Annotated in this window: 19 protein-coding genes; 13 read left to right on the top strand and 6 right to left on the bottom strand. The window is 68.7% G+C overall.

All coding sequences use genetic code 11. The features are described 5' to 3' along the window. Positions 1 to 43: 43 nt before the first annotated feature. Positions 44 to 1,006 (bottom strand): polyprenyl synthetase family protein, encoded by a 963-nt coding sequence (locus tag CRT23_RS17255; RefSeq protein WP_055948200.1) that lies wholly within the window; start codon positions 1,004 to 1,006, stop codon positions 44 to 46. Between the two features lie 117 nt (positions 1,007 to 1,123). Here CRT23_RS17255 and mtgA point away from each other — a divergent pair, with 117 nt between their 5' ends. The 4 genes from mtgA to CRT23_RS17235 all read left to right on the top strand — a co-directional run bounded on the left by mtgA (position 1,124) and on the right by CRT23_RS17235 (position 4,231). Continuing rightward, positions 1,124 to 1,822: a monofunctional biosynthetic peptidoglycan transglycosylase gene (gene mtgA / locus CRT23_RS17250; protein WP_103710694.1), complete on the top strand. Its 699-nt coding sequence runs from the start codon at positions 1,124 to 1,126 to the stop codon at positions 1,820 to 1,822. A gap of 104 nt (positions 1,823 to 1,926) precedes the next feature. After that, entirely contained in the window at positions 1,927 to 2,493 is a 567-nt protein-coding gene (locus CRT23_RS17245) for a hypothetical protein (RefSeq protein WP_103710653.1), read from the top strand. An 80-nt stretch (positions 2,494 to 2,573) separates the two neighbouring features. Then, positions 2,574 to 3,338 (top strand): histidine phosphatase family protein, encoded by a 765-nt coding sequence (locus CRT23_RS17240; protein ID WP_103710652.1) that lies wholly within the window; start codon positions 2,574 to 2,576, stop codon positions 3,336 to 3,338. Continuing rightward, positions 3,335 to 4,231 carry an NAD(P)H-hydrate dehydratase gene (locus CRT23_RS17235; protein ID WP_103710651.1) on the top strand — a complete coding sequence of 299 codons (897 nt, stop codon included), beginning with the start codon at positions 3,335 to 3,337 and terminating at the stop codon, positions 4,229 to 4,231. Before CRT23_RS17240 ends, CRT23_RS17235 begins: the two co-directional genes overlap by 4 nt. A gap of 37 nt (positions 4,232 to 4,268) precedes the next feature. On the opposite strand, the gene CRT23_RS17230 is transcribed toward CRT23_RS17235, so the two are convergent. Next, positions 4,269 to 5,510 carry an argininosuccinate synthase gene (locus tag CRT23_RS17230; protein WP_103710650.1) on the bottom strand — a complete coding sequence of 414 codons (1,242 nt, stop codon included), beginning with the start codon at positions 5,508 to 5,510 and terminating at the stop codon, positions 4,269 to 4,271. A 208-nt stretch (positions 5,511 to 5,718) separates the two neighbouring features. Between CRT23_RS17230 and CRT23_RS17225 the strand changes: the two genes are divergently transcribed. The 8 genes from CRT23_RS17225 (at position 5,719) to atpC (ending at position 12,824) form a co-directional block, all read left to right on the top strand. Beyond that, entirely contained in the window at positions 5,719 to 6,345 is a 627-nt protein-coding gene (locus tag CRT23_RS17225) for a 2-hydroxychromene-2-carboxylate isomerase (RefSeq protein WP_103710649.1), read from the top strand. A 101-nt stretch (positions 6,346 to 6,446) separates the two neighbouring features. Then, positions 6,447 to 7,157 (top strand): DsbA family protein, encoded by a 711-nt coding sequence (locus tag CRT23_RS17220; RefSeq protein ID WP_103710648.1) that lies wholly within the window; start codon positions 6,447 to 6,449, stop codon positions 7,155 to 7,157. Positions 7,158 to 7,412: 255 nt separating this feature from the next. Then, positions 7,413 to 7,985 (top strand): F0F1 ATP synthase subunit delta, encoded by a 573-nt coding sequence (locus CRT23_RS17215; protein WP_055948220.1) that lies wholly within the window; start codon positions 7,413 to 7,415, stop codon positions 7,983 to 7,985. 69 nt (positions 7,986 to 8,054) lie between these two features. Beyond that, positions 8,055 to 9,584: a F0F1 ATP synthase subunit alpha gene (gene atpA, locus CRT23_RS17210; protein ID WP_055948223.1), complete on the top strand. Its 1,530-nt coding sequence runs from the start codon at positions 8,055 to 8,057 to the stop codon at positions 9,582 to 9,584. A gap of 121 nt (positions 9,585 to 9,705) precedes the next feature. Further along, entirely contained in the window at positions 9,706 to 10,581 is an 876-nt protein-coding gene (locus tag CRT23_RS17205; RefSeq protein WP_055948226.1) for a F0F1 ATP synthase subunit gamma, read from the top strand. 45 nt (positions 10,582 to 10,626) lie between these two features. Continuing rightward, entirely contained in the window at positions 10,627 to 12,087 is a 1,461-nt protein-coding gene (atpD, locus tag CRT23_RS17200; RefSeq protein ID WP_055948229.1) for a F0F1 ATP synthase subunit beta, read from the top strand. A 4-nt stretch (positions 12,088 to 12,091) separates the two neighbouring features. Beyond that, positions 12,092 to 12,340 (top strand): hypothetical protein, encoded by a 249-nt coding sequence (locus CRT23_RS17195; RefSeq protein ID WP_055948230.1) that lies wholly within the window; start codon positions 12,092 to 12,094, stop codon positions 12,338 to 12,340. A gap of 82 nt (positions 12,341 to 12,422) precedes the next feature. Continuing rightward, a complete protein-coding gene (gene atpC, locus CRT23_RS17190) occupies positions 12,423 to 12,824 on the top strand; it encodes an ATP synthase F1 subunit epsilon (RefSeq protein ID WP_103710693.1) in 402 nt (133 codons plus the stop codon). Positions 12,825 to 12,843: 19 nt separating this feature from the next. Here atpC and CRT23_RS17185 read toward each other — a convergent pair whose 3' ends face one another. Genes CRT23_RS17185 through CRT23_RS17170 form a run of 4 tightly spaced genes read right to left on the bottom strand, consistent with a single transcriptional unit; the run spans position 12,844 to position 15,587 of the window. Beyond that, positions 12,844 to 14,082: a CCA tRNA nucleotidyltransferase gene (locus tag CRT23_RS17185; protein WP_103710647.1), complete on the bottom strand. Its 1,239-nt coding sequence runs from the start codon at positions 14,080 to 14,082 to the stop codon at positions 12,844 to 12,846. Continuing rightward, a complete protein-coding gene (locus CRT23_RS17180; RefSeq protein WP_055948241.1) occupies positions 14,079 to 14,336 on the bottom strand; it encodes a DUF6111 family protein in 258 nt (85 codons plus the stop codon). The genes CRT23_RS17185 and CRT23_RS17180 overlap by 4 nt, the downstream gene beginning before the upstream one ends. 34 nt (positions 14,337 to 14,370) lie before the next feature. Continuing rightward, entirely contained in the window at positions 14,371 to 15,012 is a 642-nt protein-coding gene (locus CRT23_RS17175; protein WP_103710646.1) for a CoA pyrophosphatase, read from the bottom strand. Further along, positions 15,009 to 15,587 (bottom strand): DUF1285 domain-containing protein, encoded by a 579-nt coding sequence (locus CRT23_RS17170; protein ID WP_103710645.1) that lies wholly within the window; start codon positions 15,585 to 15,587, stop codon positions 15,009 to 15,011. Before CRT23_RS17170 ends, CRT23_RS17175 begins: the two co-directional genes overlap by 4 nt. Before the next feature lie 239 nt (positions 15,588 to 15,826). Between CRT23_RS17170 and CRT23_RS17165 the strand changes: the two genes are divergently transcribed. Continuing rightward, positions 15,827 to 16,831, top strand: coding sequence for a MoxR family ATPase (locus CRT23_RS17165; protein WP_103710644.1), 1,005 nt, complete (start codon positions 15,827 to 15,829; stop codon positions 16,829 to 16,831). Position 16,832: the final 1 nt, after the last annotated feature.

The following is a 16,832-nucleotide window of genomic DNA, read 5'->3' as shown; positions in this document are numbered from 1 at the left end:
TGTTCGAAGGACGGGGGCGGTCAATCCGCCGTCGGATCAGGGGTCAGACCTTGCGCGCCACGGTGAATCGCGCCGCTTGGCGCAGGGTCTCGGCCTTGTCGCCCCAGGATGCCACGGCCTCCTCGCAGACGCCGACGAGGCGGTCGCACTCAGCACGGGCGCCGTCGAGGCCGAGGCGGTCGACGAGGGTCGCCTTTCCGGCATCCTTGTCCTTGCCGGTGGCCTTACCCATGGCTTCCGACGAAGCCTCGCGGTCGAGGATGTCGTCGGCGATCTGGAAGGCCTGGCCCAGGGCGTGGCCGTAGCGCAGCAGCGCCTTGCGCTGGTCCGGCGTCGCGCCGCCGACGATCGCACCGGCTTCCACCGAGAAGGCCAGGATCGCGCCGGTCTTCATCGCCTGGAGCTGCAGCGTGTCGTCGACGTCGAGGGAGACGGGGCCGAAGCGACCCTCGGCCCCAAGGTCGAGAAGCTGGCCGCCGACCATACCGCCGAGGCCCGAGGCCTTCGCGAGGCCGAGCACGAGATCGGCGCGCACGGCAGGGTCGGGCTGCCAGGCGGCGTCGGCCAGAATCTCGAAGGCAAGCGTCTGGAGGGCATCGCCCACCAGGATCGCGGTGGCCTCGTCATAGGCCTTGTGCACGGTGGGCTTGCCGCGGCGCATGTCGTCGTCGTCCATGGCAGGCATGTCGTCGTGGACGAGGGAGTAGCAGTGCACCAGCTCGATGCCCGAGCCGGCCGCGAGGGCGCCGGTCTCGGAACCACCCAGCATCCGGGCGGTCTCGATGGCGAGGAACGGACGCAGGCGCTTGCCGCCGCCGAGCACGGCGTGGCGCATCGCTTCCATCAGGCGCACCGGGCGGGTGATCTCGCCGGCTTGCGTCTCCGGGGTGAGTCGCTCGGCGAGGTAGGCCTCGACCGTGTCCGCGACCGTGGCAAGCCTGTGGGAAAACGCGTCGACCGGGGCATCCGCCTTGACCGAAGCGTGGGATCCTTGCGTTGAGGTCATGTTCGGTCGGGCCTTCGGTCAGACGGTGTCGTGTCGTGGGCGGGGGAGGTTCGAATTCAGGATCGGGAGGAGAGCGACGAGCAGCCGTTGCGGCAGGTTTCGGCGCGTCCGCTGGCGATGCGCGAGGCATCCGGCAGGAAACGGGCGAGAGGCTTGCGACGGATCGTCAACCTCATTCTGCTCCTCCCCGTCATCGGCCTCGTCCTCTTATTGTCGCTCGCGCTCGTCTATAGTGCGCTGACCCCGCCCTCAACCCTGATGCTCGGACGATGGTTGACGCTGCAATCCGTCGACCGCCAGGCGGTGGGGCTCGACGCGATCTCACCCTATCTCGTCCAGGCGGTCATCGCCTCGGAGGACCAGCGCTACTGCCTGCACAACGGTGTGGATTGGGGTGCCCTGCGGGAGGTCGTCGACGACGAGGAGGGTCCCAGCCGCGGCGCCTCGACGATCTCGATGCAGACGGTGAAGAACGTCTTCCTGTGGCCGGGCCGCTCGGTGATCCGCAAGGCTCTCGAGATACCTCTGGCCGTGGTGGCCGACACCCTGTGGGGCAAGCCGCGCACCCTGGAGATCTATCTCAACATCGCCGAGTGGGGGGAGGGGGTGTTCGGGGCCGAAGCCGCCGCCCGGCGCTGGTTCGGCAAGCCGGCCCGCGCCCTGACCCGCGGGGAGGCGGCGCTCCTGGCCGCTGTGCTGCCGAACCCGATCCTGCGCAATCCGGCCTTGCCGTCACGCGGCGTCCGGGCTCAGGCCGCCCGGATCCAGGCGCGGATGAATGGCGTGTCGGGGCTCATGGGCTGCCTCAAGCGGTAGCCCGGGGCCACGGGATCGGCTACCTGCCGCCCCAGACCCTCGTCGCGGTGCTGATCCGCGACCACGATGTGCCCCTGCGCGGCCCCACGGGCGAAAGACGGACGATGACCCAGCCGACCTTCGAACTCACTCTCGAGCGCATCGCGCTGATTCGCCGAATGGTGGTGGCCTGGAACCCCGAGGGTGTGGGGGCGCCCATCGTCCATCCCGACGCGCCCTACGGCAGCACGGATCGCGACGGCGACATCTTCAACGTCACCGGCGACGACGACGGGGCCGACGAGGAGCATCGGGCCCTGGGCGATGCGCTCGCGGTGTTCACCACCAACGCCGTCCTCAAGCCAGGGCGCTACGCCTATCACAACACCCTGGCAAAGCTCGCCTCCGACGATGTCGGCGACGTCTTTCGCGATGCGGCCACCGGCGAGACGCCCGAGCACGTCACCTTCGACGTCACGGCTGAGCAGGTCGCCCGCGTCAAGGCCCTGACGATCCGCTGGGACGCCGCCCGCGACGTGCCGGCGGTCGACACCGAGGCGCCCTACGGCCCGGGCATCGACCTTCCGAGCGAGCACCGCGAGATGCAGCCGGTGCTCCAGATCTTCCTGCGCTACGCCGATCTCGGCCCGGGCGACTTCAGCCGCACGCCATCGGGCTGGCAGCCGGCTTAGAGGTCTCGAACGACGCAGGAGGCGAACGGATCGGCCCGCAGGAACGTTGGCCTCGGAGAACAAGCCGAGGATGATGACGGATGCTGCAACGCTGGCCGAGCCGGATCTGGGTTGTCCGACACGGCGAGAGTGCGGGCAACGTCGCGCGCGATGCAGCCCATGAGGCCGGGCTGCAGCGCATCGACATCGCGGAGCGCGACGTCGACGTTCCCCTGAGTGATCGCGGCCGTCAGCAGGCCGACGCGCTCGGGCGCTGGTTTTCCGAGATGCCGGACGGCGAGCGCCCGAACGTGGTGCTCACATCGCCCTACCTCCGGGCGCAGCAGACCGTTGCGGGCATTCGCCGGGCGGGCGGCATCGCGTCGGACGCGCTCGACGACGTGGTCGACGAGCGACTGCGCGAGAAGGAGCTCGGTCTGCTCGACCGGCTCACCCGAACCGGCATCGAGGCGCTTCATCCGGAACAGGCCGAATTGCGGGCCCGCCTCGGAAAATTCTACTATCGTCCGACCTGCGGCGAGAGCTGGTGCGACGTGATCCTGCGCCTGCGCGGCGCCATGGATACGATCTCCCTGCACCATGGCGAGAAGCGCGTCCTGATCGTCGCCCATCAGGTCGTGGTGCTCTGTCTGCGCTACCTCATCGAAAATCTCACCGAGGCCGAGATCCTGGGCATCGACGCCGAGGGCGATGTGTTGAACTGCTCCGTCACCGAATACGGCTTCCGAGCCGAGGCCGGATCCACCGGGCGGCTCCTCCTCGAACGCTACAACTTCGTCGCCCCGGTGCAGCGGGCCGGCGCCCCCGTCACCGCCGAACCCTCGCTGACGGGAGACGTGCGATGACCGGGACCGAACTCGACGCGGCCTGCCTGCGGGCCCGTCCGCTTCCGACCCCGGAGGCTGGCAGCAAGGACGACCGCGGCAGCGTTCTCGTCCTGGGTGGCTGCGCCGAGGTGCCGGGCGCTGTCTTCCTCGCCGGCGTCGCGGCCCTGCGGGCCGGTGCGGGCAAACTGAAGATCGCCTCGGTACGAAGCGTCGCCGTGGCGATGGCCCTGGCCGTGCCCGAGGCCATGGTGATCGGCCTCCCGGAGACCGACGCGGGCGAGATCGAGGCGGAGGCTGCGGCCCCCCGTATCGCCGGGGCGGCGCAGCGCTGCGACGCGGTGCTGCTCGGGCCCGGCATGAACACCTGCGACATCACGACGACCCTGGTCCGGACGCTGCTCGCGGAGCAGAACGAGACCGCCTACGTCCTCGATGCCGGCGCGATCTGCGGCCTGTCTCCCCATGCCGCGACGGTGCGCGCCCTTCAAGCCCCGCCGGTGCTGACACCACATGCGGGCGAGATGGCGCAACTCCTCGATTGGGATCGCGAGGCGGTCGAGGCCGAGCCCCTGAAGGCGGCTCTGCGCGCTGCCGAGCAGCTGCGGGCCGTGGTCATCATGAAGGGGGCTGAGAGCTGGATCGTCGCCCCCGACGGTGCGCACTGGCACTACGACGGCGGCGGCGTCGGTCTCGCGACTTCCGGCTCCGGCGACGCCCTCGCGGGACTCATCACGGGCATCCTTGCGCGGGGCGCCGATCCGCTGACGGCCGCCCTCTGGGGGGTCTACCTCCACGGTGAGGCAGGCGCCCGCCTCGCGAAATCGGTCGGGCCCGTAGGGTTTCTTGCCCGGGAGATCTCGGGCGAGGTGCCGCAGATCCTCCGGGAGTTCTCCGCAACACCGTCGCTCTAGCCGGGTCCCTGGGAGAGGGAACCCGGCCCGGTTCGCCTCAGGCGCCGAGCTTCTTCTTGCGCTGGGCAAGCGTGCGCAGGCGCAGGGCGTTGAGCTTGATGAAGCCGGCCGCGTCGCGGTGATCGTAGGCCACGGCGCCCTCCTCGAAGGTCACGAGGTCCTGGTCGTAGAGGGAGTTCGGGCTGGTGCGACCGATGACGTGGACGCCGCCCTTGTAGAGCTTCAACCGGACTTCGCCGGTGACCATGTCCTGGCTCTTGTCGATCAGGGCTTGCAGCATCTCGCGCTCGGGCGAGAACCAGAAGCCGTTGTAGATCAGCTCCGCGTATTGCGGCATCAGCTGGTCCTTGAGGTGTGCGGCACCCCGGTCCAGCGTGATCGACTCGATGGCGCGGTGGGCGGGGAGCAGGATGGTGCCGCCCGGCGTCTCGTACATGCCGCGGCTCTTCATGCCGACGAAGCGGTTCTCGACGAGGTCGAGGCGGCCGATGCCGTTGTCGTGACCGAGCTGGTTGAGCTTGGCGAGGAGGCTCGCGGGCGACAGCCGCTCGCCGTCGATGGAGACCGCGTCTCCCTTCTCGAAGCCGATGGTGATCACGGTCGGCGTATCCGGCGCCTCCTCGGGCGACCGGGTGCGCGAGTAGACGTAATCCGGCACCTCGTCAGCGGGATCCTCCAGCACCTTGCCCTCCGAGGAGGCGTGCAGGAGGTTGGCATCCACCGAGAACGGGCTCTCGCCGCGCTTGTCCTTGGAAATCGGGATCTGGTGCTGCTCGGCGAAGGCGATCAGCTGCTCGCGGCTCTTCAAATCCCACTCGCGCCAGGGGGCGATGACCGTGACGTCGGGCTTCAGGGCATAGTAGCCGAGCTCGAACCGAACCTGATCGTTGCCCTTGCCGGTGGCACCGTGACAGACGGCGTCCGCCCCAAGCCTCTCGGCGATCTCGATCTGCTTCTTGGCGATCAGCGGCCGGGCGATGGAGGTGCCGAGAAGATAGACGCCCTCGTACTGGGCATTGGCCCGGAACATCGGGAAAACGTAGTCGCGTACGAATTCCTCGCGCAGATCCTCGATGAAGATGTTCTCGGGCTTGATGCCGAGCAGTTCCGCCTTCTTGCGAGCCGGCTCAAGCTCCTCGCCCTGGCCGAGATCGGCCGTGAAGGTGATGACTTCGCAGCCATAGGTGGTCTGCAGCCACTTCAGGATGATCGAGGTGTCGAGGCCGCCCGAATAGGCGAGCACGACCTTGTTGACGGGCTTCGGGTTCGCGTCGGTCATGGGCTCGCTTCCGGTTCGGGCGTCGTGTGCGTCGGCGTTTCGCGCCTCCGCGTCGTGATTGCGGCGGCTTATCAGCGGAGCGCGGGGCCGTGCAACCGCTGTGCCGTCCGACGCGTTCGCTCGGCGTGGCCGTGGTCGTGAACCGCCTTGTCGCGAGCCTGCAGGCGGGCGACACTCACGACCATTCTCGATCCCGGAGATTCGACGCATGCCGCGCAGGCCGACCCTCGAATTCTGGTACGAGTTCGCATCGACCTATTCCTACCTCTCGGCCATGCGGATCGAGGTCCTGGCAGAAGCGGCCGATGTTGAGATCCGCTGGCGCCCGTTCCTGGTCGGGCCCATCTTCGCCGCGCAGGGCTGGAATTCCTCGCCGTTCAACCTCTACGCCGCGAAGGGGCGTCACATGTGGCGGGACGTCGAGCGCGAGGCGGCGCGCCTCGGCCTGCCGTCGCTGAAGCGCCCGGATCCCTTCCCGCAGAACAGCCTGAGCGCCACCCGCGCGGCGACCTACGGCATGGACCACGACTGGCTCGTGCCCTTCTCGAAGGCGGTCTACGAGGCCGAATTCGGCCGCGGCCAGTCGATCGCCGAGCCGCCTGCCGTGGTGTCGATCCTCAACGGCCTCGGTCTCGACGGAACCATCATCCTGAAGCAGGCTGCGGCGGAGACCAACAAGGGGCGGCTGCGCGTCAACGGCGAGGAGGCGCGCTCCCGCGGGATCTTCGGCGCGCCGACCTTCCTGACCAATGACGGCGAATTGTTCTGGGGCAACGACCGCCTGGAACAGGCCCTCGCCTGGGCGGCGGGGGACCGGCCCGGCGCGATGCGCTGAGGCCGACCGGCGGGGCGGCGCTGGCGGTCGGGCACCGGTGGGTCTAGAAGCCGGGCGGTTTTCCGCATGCTTTCCCGATCCCCCGCTACCAGGGCCGCCCCATGAGCTTCGCGTTACCGAGCCTCGACCGCCGGCGATTCCTCCTCGCCTCCACCGGCTTCGCTGCCGGCCTTGCGATTGCCGGGGAGAGTTCGGCTCAGGGCTATGGCCAGGCGTTCAAGGTGGACAACGATGAGGGACGCCCGGTCGCGAACATGCGCCTGCCCGGCGAGATCGTCGGTGAGATCCCGGCCCTGCGCGGCGTGACCTATGTCGGATCGGCCGAGGCCGAGACGACCCTGTACGAGTTCTTCGACTACAATTGCCCTTATTGCCGGAAGGCGGCAGCCGACATGGTCTCCCTCAGCGAAAGCGACCCGTCGCTGCGAATCGGTCTGATCAACAATCCCATTCTCGCGGTACAATCGGCCCAGGCCGCCAAGGTCGCCCTGGCGATCCAGCGCAAGCTCGGATCGGCCGCCGCCTGGACCCTCTATCGGACGCTGCTGGCCAAGCCCGGCAAGATCGACGGGCCCGGCGCCCTCCAGGCCGCCGCCAAGCTCGGTGTGCCCGCCGCCGAGATCGAGAGCATCGCCGACAGCGAGGAGGTGCGCCTCGCCCTCAAGGCCCAGATGCGCATGGCCGCGGATCTGGGCCTCACTGCTACCCCCTCCTACGTTCTGGGCAATACGGGCCTTCTCGGCCATCCCGGCCCAAAGGCGCTGGCCCGGATGGTCGCCGCGACCCGGCGCTGCGACCGCATCGCCTGCTGAGGCGGCCTCACCTTCGCCACCGTTTGTCCGCATCGGAACAGGGTTCGGCATCTCGCGTTGCACAACGCTCCGGCACAAGTGCCCTCGTCTTGCGCCCCCCGGACACGCATGCTAGGCCCTCGCCGCGCCGGAAGGGCGGGCTTTTCATGGCTCGCGCAGACCGGCACGTTCCCAATCCTGACGGTTTCAGAGCCCGCGCCGAACACGGCGCGACGCGGCCGGAGCCCTCAGGCAGGATTGAAGAGAGAGCGGCGCGTGGCGCAGAACGGTTCCGAGGCGGGTTCCCCGGTTGCAGGCGTAGCGGCACGCTACGCGTCGGCCTTGTTCGAGCTGGCGCGCGACGAGCGCGACATCGATGGCGTGGCGGCGAGCCTCGACCAGTTCGGTGCGATGCTCAACGAGAGTGCCGACCTGCGCCGCTTCGTGCGCAGCCCGGTCTTCACGGGTGCCGAACAGGAAGCCGCCATCGTGGCGCTTCTGGAAAAGTCCGGCATTGGTGGCATCGGCGGCAACTTCATCCGTCTCGCAGCCGCAAACCGTCGTCTGTTCGCACTCCCCGACATGATCCGTGCCTTCCGCACCCTGGTGCGCGAATCGAAGGGCATCGTCCGCGCCGAGGTGACCGTCGCCGAGCGTCCCTCCGACGCCGTCGTCGAGGAGATCAAGGCCTCCCTGCGCGACGTGGCGCGCTCCGAGATCGACCTCGACCTCAAGATCGACCCCAGCCTGATCGGCGGCCTCGTGGTCAAGATCGGCAGCCGCATGGTGGACGCATCCCTGCGCACCAAGCTCAACGGAATTCGCCTCGCGATGCGGGAAGCCCGGTAAGGGCCTTCGAGGCCCGACCGCTTCCCGTTCCCAACCCCATTCATTCAATCCAAGACAAGAGGCCCGACGATGGACATCCGCGCCGCCGAGATCTCCGCGATCCTGAAGGATCAGATCAAGAATTTCGGCCAGGAAGCCGAAGTCACCGAGGTTGGTCAGGTTCTGTCCGTCGGTGACGGCATCGCCCGCGCCTACGGCCTCGACAGCGTCCAGGCCGGCGAGATGGTCGAGTTCGAGTCGGGCGTGCGCGGCATGGCCCTGAACCTCGAGCAGGACAACGTCGGCATCGTGATCTTCGGATCCGACCGCGACATCAAGGAAGGCCAGACCGTCAAGCGCACCGGCGCGATCGTGGACGTGCCGGTCGGCAAGGCGCTGCTCGGCCGCGTCGTCGACGCGCTCGGCAACCCGATCGACGGCAAGGGTCCCATCGCCACCACCGAGCGTCGTCGGGTTGACGTGAAGGCCCCCGGCATCATCCCGCGCAAGTCCGTGCACGAGCCGATGGCCACCGGTCTCAAGGCCATCGACGCCCTGATCCCCGTCGGCCGCGGACAGCGCGAGCTGATCATCGGCGATCGCCAGACCGGCAAGACCGCCATCGCCCTGGACACGATCCTGAACCAGAAGCCGGCCCATGCCGGCACCGACGAGAACGCCAAGCTCTACTGCGTCTACGTCGCCATCGGCCAGAAGCGCTCCACCGTCGCGCAGTTCGTGAAGTCGCTCGAGGACAACGGTGCGCTCGAGTACTCGATCGTCATCGCCGCCACCGCCTCGGACGCCGCGCCGATGCAGTTCATCGCGCCCTTCGCCGGCTGCGCCATGGGCGAGTACTTCCGCGACAACGGCATGCACGCCGTGATCGTGTACGACGATCTCTCCAAGCAGGCCGTTGCCTACCGCCAGATGTCGCTGCTGCTGCGCCGCCCGCCGGGCCGCGAGGCCTACCCGGGTGACGTGTTCTACCTGCACTCGCGCCTGCTCGAGCGCGCCGCCAAGATGGGCGACGCTGCCGGCAACGGCTCGCTGACCGCGCTCCCGGTCATCGAGACCCAAGCCAACGACGTCTCGGCCTACATCCCCACCAACGTGATCTCGATCACGGACGGTCAGATCTTCCTCGAGACCGACCTGTTCTACCAGGGCATCCGCCCGGCGGTGAACGTCGGCCTCTCGGTCTCCCGCGTCGGCTCCTCGGCCCAGACGAAGGCGATGAAGAAGGTCGCCGGCAAGATCAAGGGCGAGCTCGCGCAGTACCGCGAGATGGCGGCCTTCGCGCAGTTCGGCTCGGATCTCGACGCCTCGACCCAGAAGCTCCTCAACCGCGGTTCGCGCCTGACCGAACTCCTGAAGCAGCCGCAGTTCTCGCCGCTGAAGATGGAAGAGCAGGTGGCGGTGATCTACGCCGGCGTGAACGGCTACCTCGACAGCCTCCCGCTGAACAAGGTTCGTCCCTTCGAGGACGCCCTGCTCTCGGCCCTGCGCACCAAGCATGCCGACCTGCTCACCAAGATCCGCGACTCGAAGGACCTGTCGGACGACAGCGCCAAGACGCTGAAGGGCGTCGTCGAGAGCGTCGCCAAGTCGCTCGCCTAAGACGCGGCATCGACAGCGAAACCGGTCGCCCGCGGGCGACCGGATCTTGAGCGAGCGCAGGCGCCCGGGTCGTCCGGGCGCCTCGCCTTGAGCGGCAGCGGATGGATCTGGAAGTCACCCCATGGCGAGTTTGAAGGATCTGCGGAACCGCATCACCTCGGTGAAGGGCACGCAGAAGATCACCAAGGCGATGCAGATGGTCGCCGCCGCCAAGCTGCGGCGCGCCCAGATGGCCGCCGAGAGCGCGCGTCCCTACGCCGAGAAGATGTCCCAGGTGCTCGGGAATCTCGCGGCGAACCTCGTCGGCGGCGTGCAGGGCCCCCGGCTCCTCTCCGGTACCGGCTCGGAGAAGACCCACCTGCTCATCGTCTGCACCGCCGATCGTGGCCTGTGCGGCGGCTTCAACTCCTCGATCGCCCGCCTCGCCCGTGACCATGCCCGCCGGCTGATCGCCGAGGGCAAGACGGTGAAGATGATCACCGTCGGCAAGAAAGGCTACGACCTTCTCCGTCGTCAGTTTCGCGACGAGATCATCGAGAACCGCGACCTGCGCGGCAACAAGGCGGTCGACTACGAGTTCGCCGCCGAGATCGCCGATAGCATCATCGCCCGCTTCGATGCCGGAGAGTTCGATGTTGCGACCTTGTTCTACTCGCGCTTCCGCTCCGTGATCTCACAGATCCCGACGGCACAGAAGCTCATCCCGGCCGAGCTGCCGGCAACCGGCGCCACCGCCCCCGACGCCGCCCTCCAGTTCGAGCCGAGCGAGGAGGCGATCCTCGACACGCTGCTGCCGCGCAACCTCACCGTCCAGGTGTTCCGTGCGCTCCTGGAGAATGCAGCCTCCGAGCAGGGCGCCCGCACCGGCGCCATGGACTCCGCCACGCGCAATGCCGGCGAAATGATCAAGAAGCAGACGCAGATCTACAACCGGACGCGTCAAGCCATGATCACCAAGGAACTCATCGAGATCATCTCGGGCGCCGAAGCGCTCTAAGCGCAGACGACGCCCTGACCGCAACGTATCCAAAGGACCCGTAACATGGCGAACACCGCGATCCCCGGCGCCGGCTCGAGCAAGGTCGGCAAGATCACCCAGGTCATCGGCCCCGTGGTCGACGTTCACTTCGACGGCCACCTGCCCGAGATCCTGAACGCCCTGGAGACCAAGAACAACGGCAGCCGCCTGGTGCTCGAAGTCGCCATGCAGCTCGGCGAGAGCACCGTGCGCTGCATTGCCATGGACACCTCGGAAGGCCTGGTCCGCGGCCAGGAGGTCACCGACACCGGCGAGGCCATCAAGGTCCCGGTCGGCTTCAACACCCTCGGCCGCATCATGAACGTCATCGGCGAGCCGATCGACGAGGCCGGCCCGATCCAGTCGGACACCCTGCGCGCCATCCACCAGCCGGCGCCTGCCTATTCCGAGCAGTCCACCGAGTCTCAGATCCTCGTCACGGGCATCAAGGTGGTCGACCTCCTCGCCCCCTACGCCAAGGGCGGCAAGATCGGCCTGTTCGGCGGCGCCGGCGTCGGCAAGACCGTGCTGATCATGGAGCTCATCAACAACATCGCCAAGGTGCACTCCGGCTACTCGGTGTTCGCCGGCGTCGGTGAGCGCACCCGCGAGGGCAACGATCTCTACCACGAGATGATCGAGTCCAAGGTGAACATGGATCCCAAGGAGCACAACGGCTCGGCGGAAGGCTCCAAGTGCGCCCTGGTCTACGGCCAGATGAACGAGTCCCCCGGCGCCCGCTCGCGGGTCGCGCTCACCGGCCTGACCATCGCCGAGGACTTCCGCGACCAGGGCCAGGACGTGCTGTTCTTCGTAGACAACATCTTCCGCTTCACCCAGGCCGGCTCGGAAGTGTCGGCGCTTCTCGGCCGCATCCCGTCGGCTGTGGGCTACCAGCCGACCCTGGCCACGGACATGGGCGCCCTTCAGGAGCGCATCACCACCACCACGAAGGGTTCGATCACCTCGGTGCAGGCCATCTACGTGCCGGCCGACGATCTGACCGATCCGGCGCCCGCCGCCTCGTTCGCCCACCTCGACGCCACGACCGTGCTGTCGCGCTCGATCGCCGAGAAGGGCATCTACCCGGCCGTGGATCCGCTGGACTCCACCTCGCGCATGCTCAACCCCGCCGTCCTCGGCGAGGAGCACTACGAGGTCGCCCGTAAGGTCCAGCAGACCCTGCAGCGCTACAAGGCCCTGCAGGACATCATCGCGATCCTGGGCATGGACGAGCTTTCGGAAGAGGACAAGCTCACCGTCGCCCGCGCCCGCAAGATCGAGCGCTTCTTCTCGCAGCCCTTCTCGGTGGCCGAGATCTTCACCGGCTCGCCGGGCATCCAGGTCCCGCTGGCCGACACGATCAAGGGCTTCAAGGGCCTCGTGAACGGCGAGTACGACGACCTGCCGGAGGCGGCGTTCTACATGGTCGGTACGATCGAGGACGCCAAGGAAAAGGCGAAGAAGATCGCCGCGGCGGCCTGAGGTCTTGAACGCGAAAGTCGTTCTCCTCCTCGTCGGTCTCGTGGTCGGCGGTCTCACCGGGTATCTCACCCGGCCCGAGGCCGCCGAGATCAAGATCGGGTCGTTCAGCCTGGAGGTTCAGGGGGATTCGCCGGCGGGAACCCGCGGCGGCTCCCTGACCACGGGTCAGCTGCAGCACATCGGCATCTTCGCCGTCATCGGCGCGGTGCTGGGCCTCGGGATCGGCTTCGTTGCCGATCGCCGCAGGGCCTGACGACGAACTCGACGGCGCGCGCCTTCGCGGCACGGCGCGCCGTCACTCCGCACAGACAACCCGAGCCGGGATCCTCGACCTCATGGCCACCTTCCAGTTCGATTTCGTCGGTCCCGAGCGGACGGTCTATTCCGGCCAGATCGAAGCCGTGCAGCTGCCCGGCATCGAGGGCGAGATGACCGTGCTCCCCGGCCACGCCCCCGTGCTCACCGCCCTCAAGGTCGGCGTCATCGTGATCAAGGAGGCCGGCCATACCGGCAAGCGCGTCCTGGTCCGCGGCGGCTTTGCCGATATCGGCCCGACCTCCGTCACCGTCATCGCCGAGCGCGCGAACCCCTTCGAGGAAATTTCTCCGGAGTCCCTGGATCGCGACATCGAGGCGGTCGAACTTCTGCGCGACGCCACCGAGGACTTCGCCAAGAAGGACGAGCTCACCGGCCAGATCGTCCAGCTCCGCGACGCGAAGGTCGCGCTCAACTTCTAAGGCCTTTGACTTCGAGACCTCACCCGGCCGCGTGCTCAAGCAGAGCCTCGCGCGCGGCCGCATCGTCCGGGCAGCCCAGATCCAGCCAACGGGCCCGGGCGAGAGCGAGCCGCCGACCGATCTCAGGACTCGGCGGAACCCCCCGGGCCACGAGATCGGCGCCCCCGAGGGGAAATTTCGGCGCGGCGATGCGACCACCGGCCAGCTCGGCCAGATAGTTTTCCGCCTCAGGCGAAAGGGCCGGCATCTTTTCGCCCTGGGTGGTCGTCCGCGCGAGGGCGAGGCCAAGCAGATCGTGAGCGGCGGCCAGTCTCCGGATCTCCGTAGCGTCGATGATGGCCCGTCCATGCAGAGCGCCGAGGGCCCGGCCATAGGCCGCGAGGGCGGCGGTTTCGGTCTTCGAGAGCCGTAACCTGATCTCCAACCGCGCGGCATCGGCATCGGACCAGATCGCCAGCGCTGCCAGCCGGTCGATCGCGGACGCCTCCAAGCCCTTCGCGAGGGCCCGGGCGAAGCGCCCGCGATCCCCGAATCCGCCGATCAGCCGCATCAGCAGCCCGGTCTCGTCCAAGATCGCGACGGCCGCCGCGGCGCCCGGGGCCAGCAGGAGCTTGAGGAGTTCCGCCCGGATGCGCTCGCGCGAGAGTCCGTCCAGGGCATCGCGGGCGGCGATGCAGGCCGACAATCCCTCCGGGTCGGGGAGGCCGACTCCGTATCGGGCATGAAACCGGAAGAAACGCAGGATGCGCAGGGCATCCTCGCGAATGCGGGTCCGGGCCTCTCCGATGAAGCGGACGCGTCCCGCCCGCAGATCGTCGACCCCGCCCGTCGTGTCGTGGAGGCTGCCGTCGGGCGTGAGCGAGAGCGCGTTGATGGTGAAGTCCCGGCGCTGCGCGTCGCGGGCGAAATCACGCCCGAACCGCACCACGGCATGGCGCCCGTCGGTTTCGACATCCTCCCGCAGGGTCGTGACCTCGAAGGTGGCTTCGCCGGCGAGCAGCGTGATGGTGCCGTGCTCGATTCCGGTCGGGATGGCCCGCAGACCGGCGTCCGCGGCGCGGACGATCACGGCCTGCGGCAGCAGCGTGGTGGTCAGGTCGATGTCGTCGCCGGAGCGCCCGAGCAGAGCGTCGCGGACGCAGCCGCCGACGAGGCGGGTCGCTTCGCCCTCCGCGGACAGGGCGGCGAGCACGCGACGAACCTCCGGTCGGTCGAGGAGATGGCCGAGGCCCGCCTCGTCGAGGACGTGTCCGCTCACTGGAACCGTCCGGGCACGACCTGGCCGTTCTCCAGGTGGGGCGGCACGTAGCCGCCGCGATGACGCTCGCTGAAGAGACCCGTCGCCACCAGGGAGAGAATGACGAGCACCACGCCCGCCAGGGTCAGGCGGAAGGCCTGCCCGTCCCAGTGCACGCCGTGGTCTGGCCGGCGTCCGCGGATCGCCAGGTAGAGCGCGTAGAGCAAGAACGGCGAGAGGAAGATCAGGAGTTCTTCGAGGACGCGGCGGATCATGAGTGTCTCGAATGGCGAAGGGGCGGACGCTGCCTCAGGGGAAGAGGCGTTCCTGCAGGTTGTTGACGATCCCGGCGGTGACGCCCCAGATCCGGAACTCGCCGTAGGTGATGGCGTAGTAGCGCCGCTGACGACCGCGCCAGATCGCGCTCTCGATGCGACGCTGGGCCGGGTCGAGGAGGTGACTCAGCGGAACCTCGAAGGTAGCGGCGACCTCGTCGGGGTTCAGGGACAGCTCCGCCTCCGGGTCGACGAGACCGAGCACGGGCAGAACCAGGAAGCCCGTGGCGGAGAGATAGGGATCGAGGTAGCCGAGCACACGGATCGCTTCGGCAGGAAGCCCGACTTCCTCGCGCGCCTCGCGCAGGGCGGCGTCGGCCGGGCTCGGATCCTCGGCATCGATCTTGCCCCCCGGAAAGGCGATCTGCCCGGAATGGTCGCGCAGATGCGCGGCCCGGACGGTGAACAGCAGGTGAGGACCGTCGGCCCGGGGCAGCACGGGCACGAGCACCGCCGCGTGCCGGTGCGGACGCGCCGGCACCACCGCCGTATCCGCGCCGTCGAGGTCGTGGTCACCCCGCGGATTCGCCGTCGGAGCGCCATCGCCCGGCGGCTCCACGGACAGATACTCGGCGGCCCGTGCGACGAGGTCCGCCAGCGCAGCGTCCTGCCTCATGCGCTCTCGGCGGGCGCGATGCGATGAAAGGCGCCGCCGGCCGTGACGCCGAGCCAGCCGTCCTGCTCCTCTGCCAGGGCGAGGAGATCGTAGGTCAGCGCCCGGGTCAGCAGCGCCCAGAGATCGCGGCGGACGTGGACGTAGGGGCGCAGGCCACCGCCCGCATCCTGTTCGAAGCGCAGGGCATGGTTGGCATCCACCGGCACGAGGTCGTCGACGTTGGTGCGGAAGGCGAGGCGCCGCAACGGACCGTCGCCCTCGGCCGCCATCTCCACGGCGACGAAGGGGGCATCCTCGACCGTGATGCCGACGCTCTCCACGGGCGTGACCAGCACGTAGCCGCCATCGGGCTCACGCCGGAGGATCGAGGCGAAGAGCTTGACCAGCGCCGGGCGGCGGATCGGCGCGCCGTCGTGGTGCCAGGTCCCATCCGCGGCGATCCGCATGTCGATCGCTCCGCAGAAGGGCGGATTCCAGCGCTCCACCGGCGGCGGGCCGCGGCGCGCCGCATCGCCGAGGGCGGCGCTGAGGCGGTCGATCGTCGGATCGGCGGCGGGCGGGGCTGGGTCAGTCATGCGATCACAAGATAGCGCATCCGGCTGACGGGGGAACGGCGGCGCGACGTTCTCACCAGGCGGCTCGGCATCCGCCCGCGCAGGCCTGAACCCTGCGTCGTCGCGCCGACCTTGCCAGCGTGCCGCAAAGGGCGCCACACTCCCGAACAGACGGCCGACGCTCGGCCCGCCCTTTGATGGCGCATTCCCGCCGCGTGCGGCCCTTGCCGGCCGACGCGGAGAAGCCAGGACCGATACGCATGATTCAGGGCTCCCAGCCGGCCACCACCCTCGATGACGGCATCGTCGCCACGGCGGAAGCCTGTCTCGGTTCGGTCGGACAGGCCCGCGAGGCGATCCACAAGGTCATCTTCGGCCAGGAGCAGGTCGTCGACCTCGCCCTGGTGACGATCCTGGCCGGCGGCCACGGTTTGCTGGTCGGCCTTCCGGGCCTTGCCAAGACCAAGCTGGTCGAGACCCTCGGCACCGTTCTCGGCCTCGATGCCCGCCGCGTACAGTTCACCCCGGACCTGATGCCGTCCGACATCCTGGGCACCGAGATCCTGGACGAGGACGCGGATCGCCATCGCTCCTTCCGCTTCGTCAGGGGGCCGGTCTTCACCCAGCTGCTCATGGCGGACGAGATCAACCGCGCCAGCCCGCGCACGCAGTCTGCCCTGCTGCAGGCCATGCAGGAGAACTTCGTGTCGGTGGCGGGCGAGCGCCATGACCTGCCGCGCCCCTTCCACGTGCTGGCGACTCAGAACCCGATCGAGCAGGAGGGTACCTATCCGCTGCCCGAGGCCCAGCTCGATCGCTTCCTCCTGGAGATCGACGTTGGCTATCCCGACCGCGCTGCCGAGCGCCGCATCCTGATCGAGACCACGGGCGTCGACGAGCACAAGCCGGTGGCGGTGATGTCGACAGAGGCCTTGCTCACGGCCCAGCGCCTCGTGCGCCGGCTGCCTGTCGGGGACGCGGTGGTCGATGCCATCCTCGACCTCGTGCGCGCCGCGCGCCCTGAAGGCGGCGATCCCACGCTCAAGGGCAAGCTCCTCTGGGGGCCCGGCCCCCGCGCCAGCCAGGCGCTGACCCTGGCGGTGCGCGCTCGCGCCCTGATCGAGGGCCGCGTGGCGCCCTCCATCGCCGACGTGAAGGCGTTGGCCGAGCCCGTGCTCAAGCACCGCATGGCGCTGAGCTTCGCGGCGCGCGCCGACGGCGAGACCATTTCGGGCCTCGTCGCCCAGCTCGCCGGCAAGCTCTAGG

Source organism: Methylobacterium sp. V23 (assembly GCF_002917135.1).
GTDB lineage: Bacteria > Pseudomonadota > Alphaproteobacteria > Rhizobiales > Beijerinckiaceae > Methylobacterium.
The sequence above is the reverse complement of the archived record's forward strand: the minus strand, read 5'-3'. Positions and strand labels throughout refer to the sequence as shown.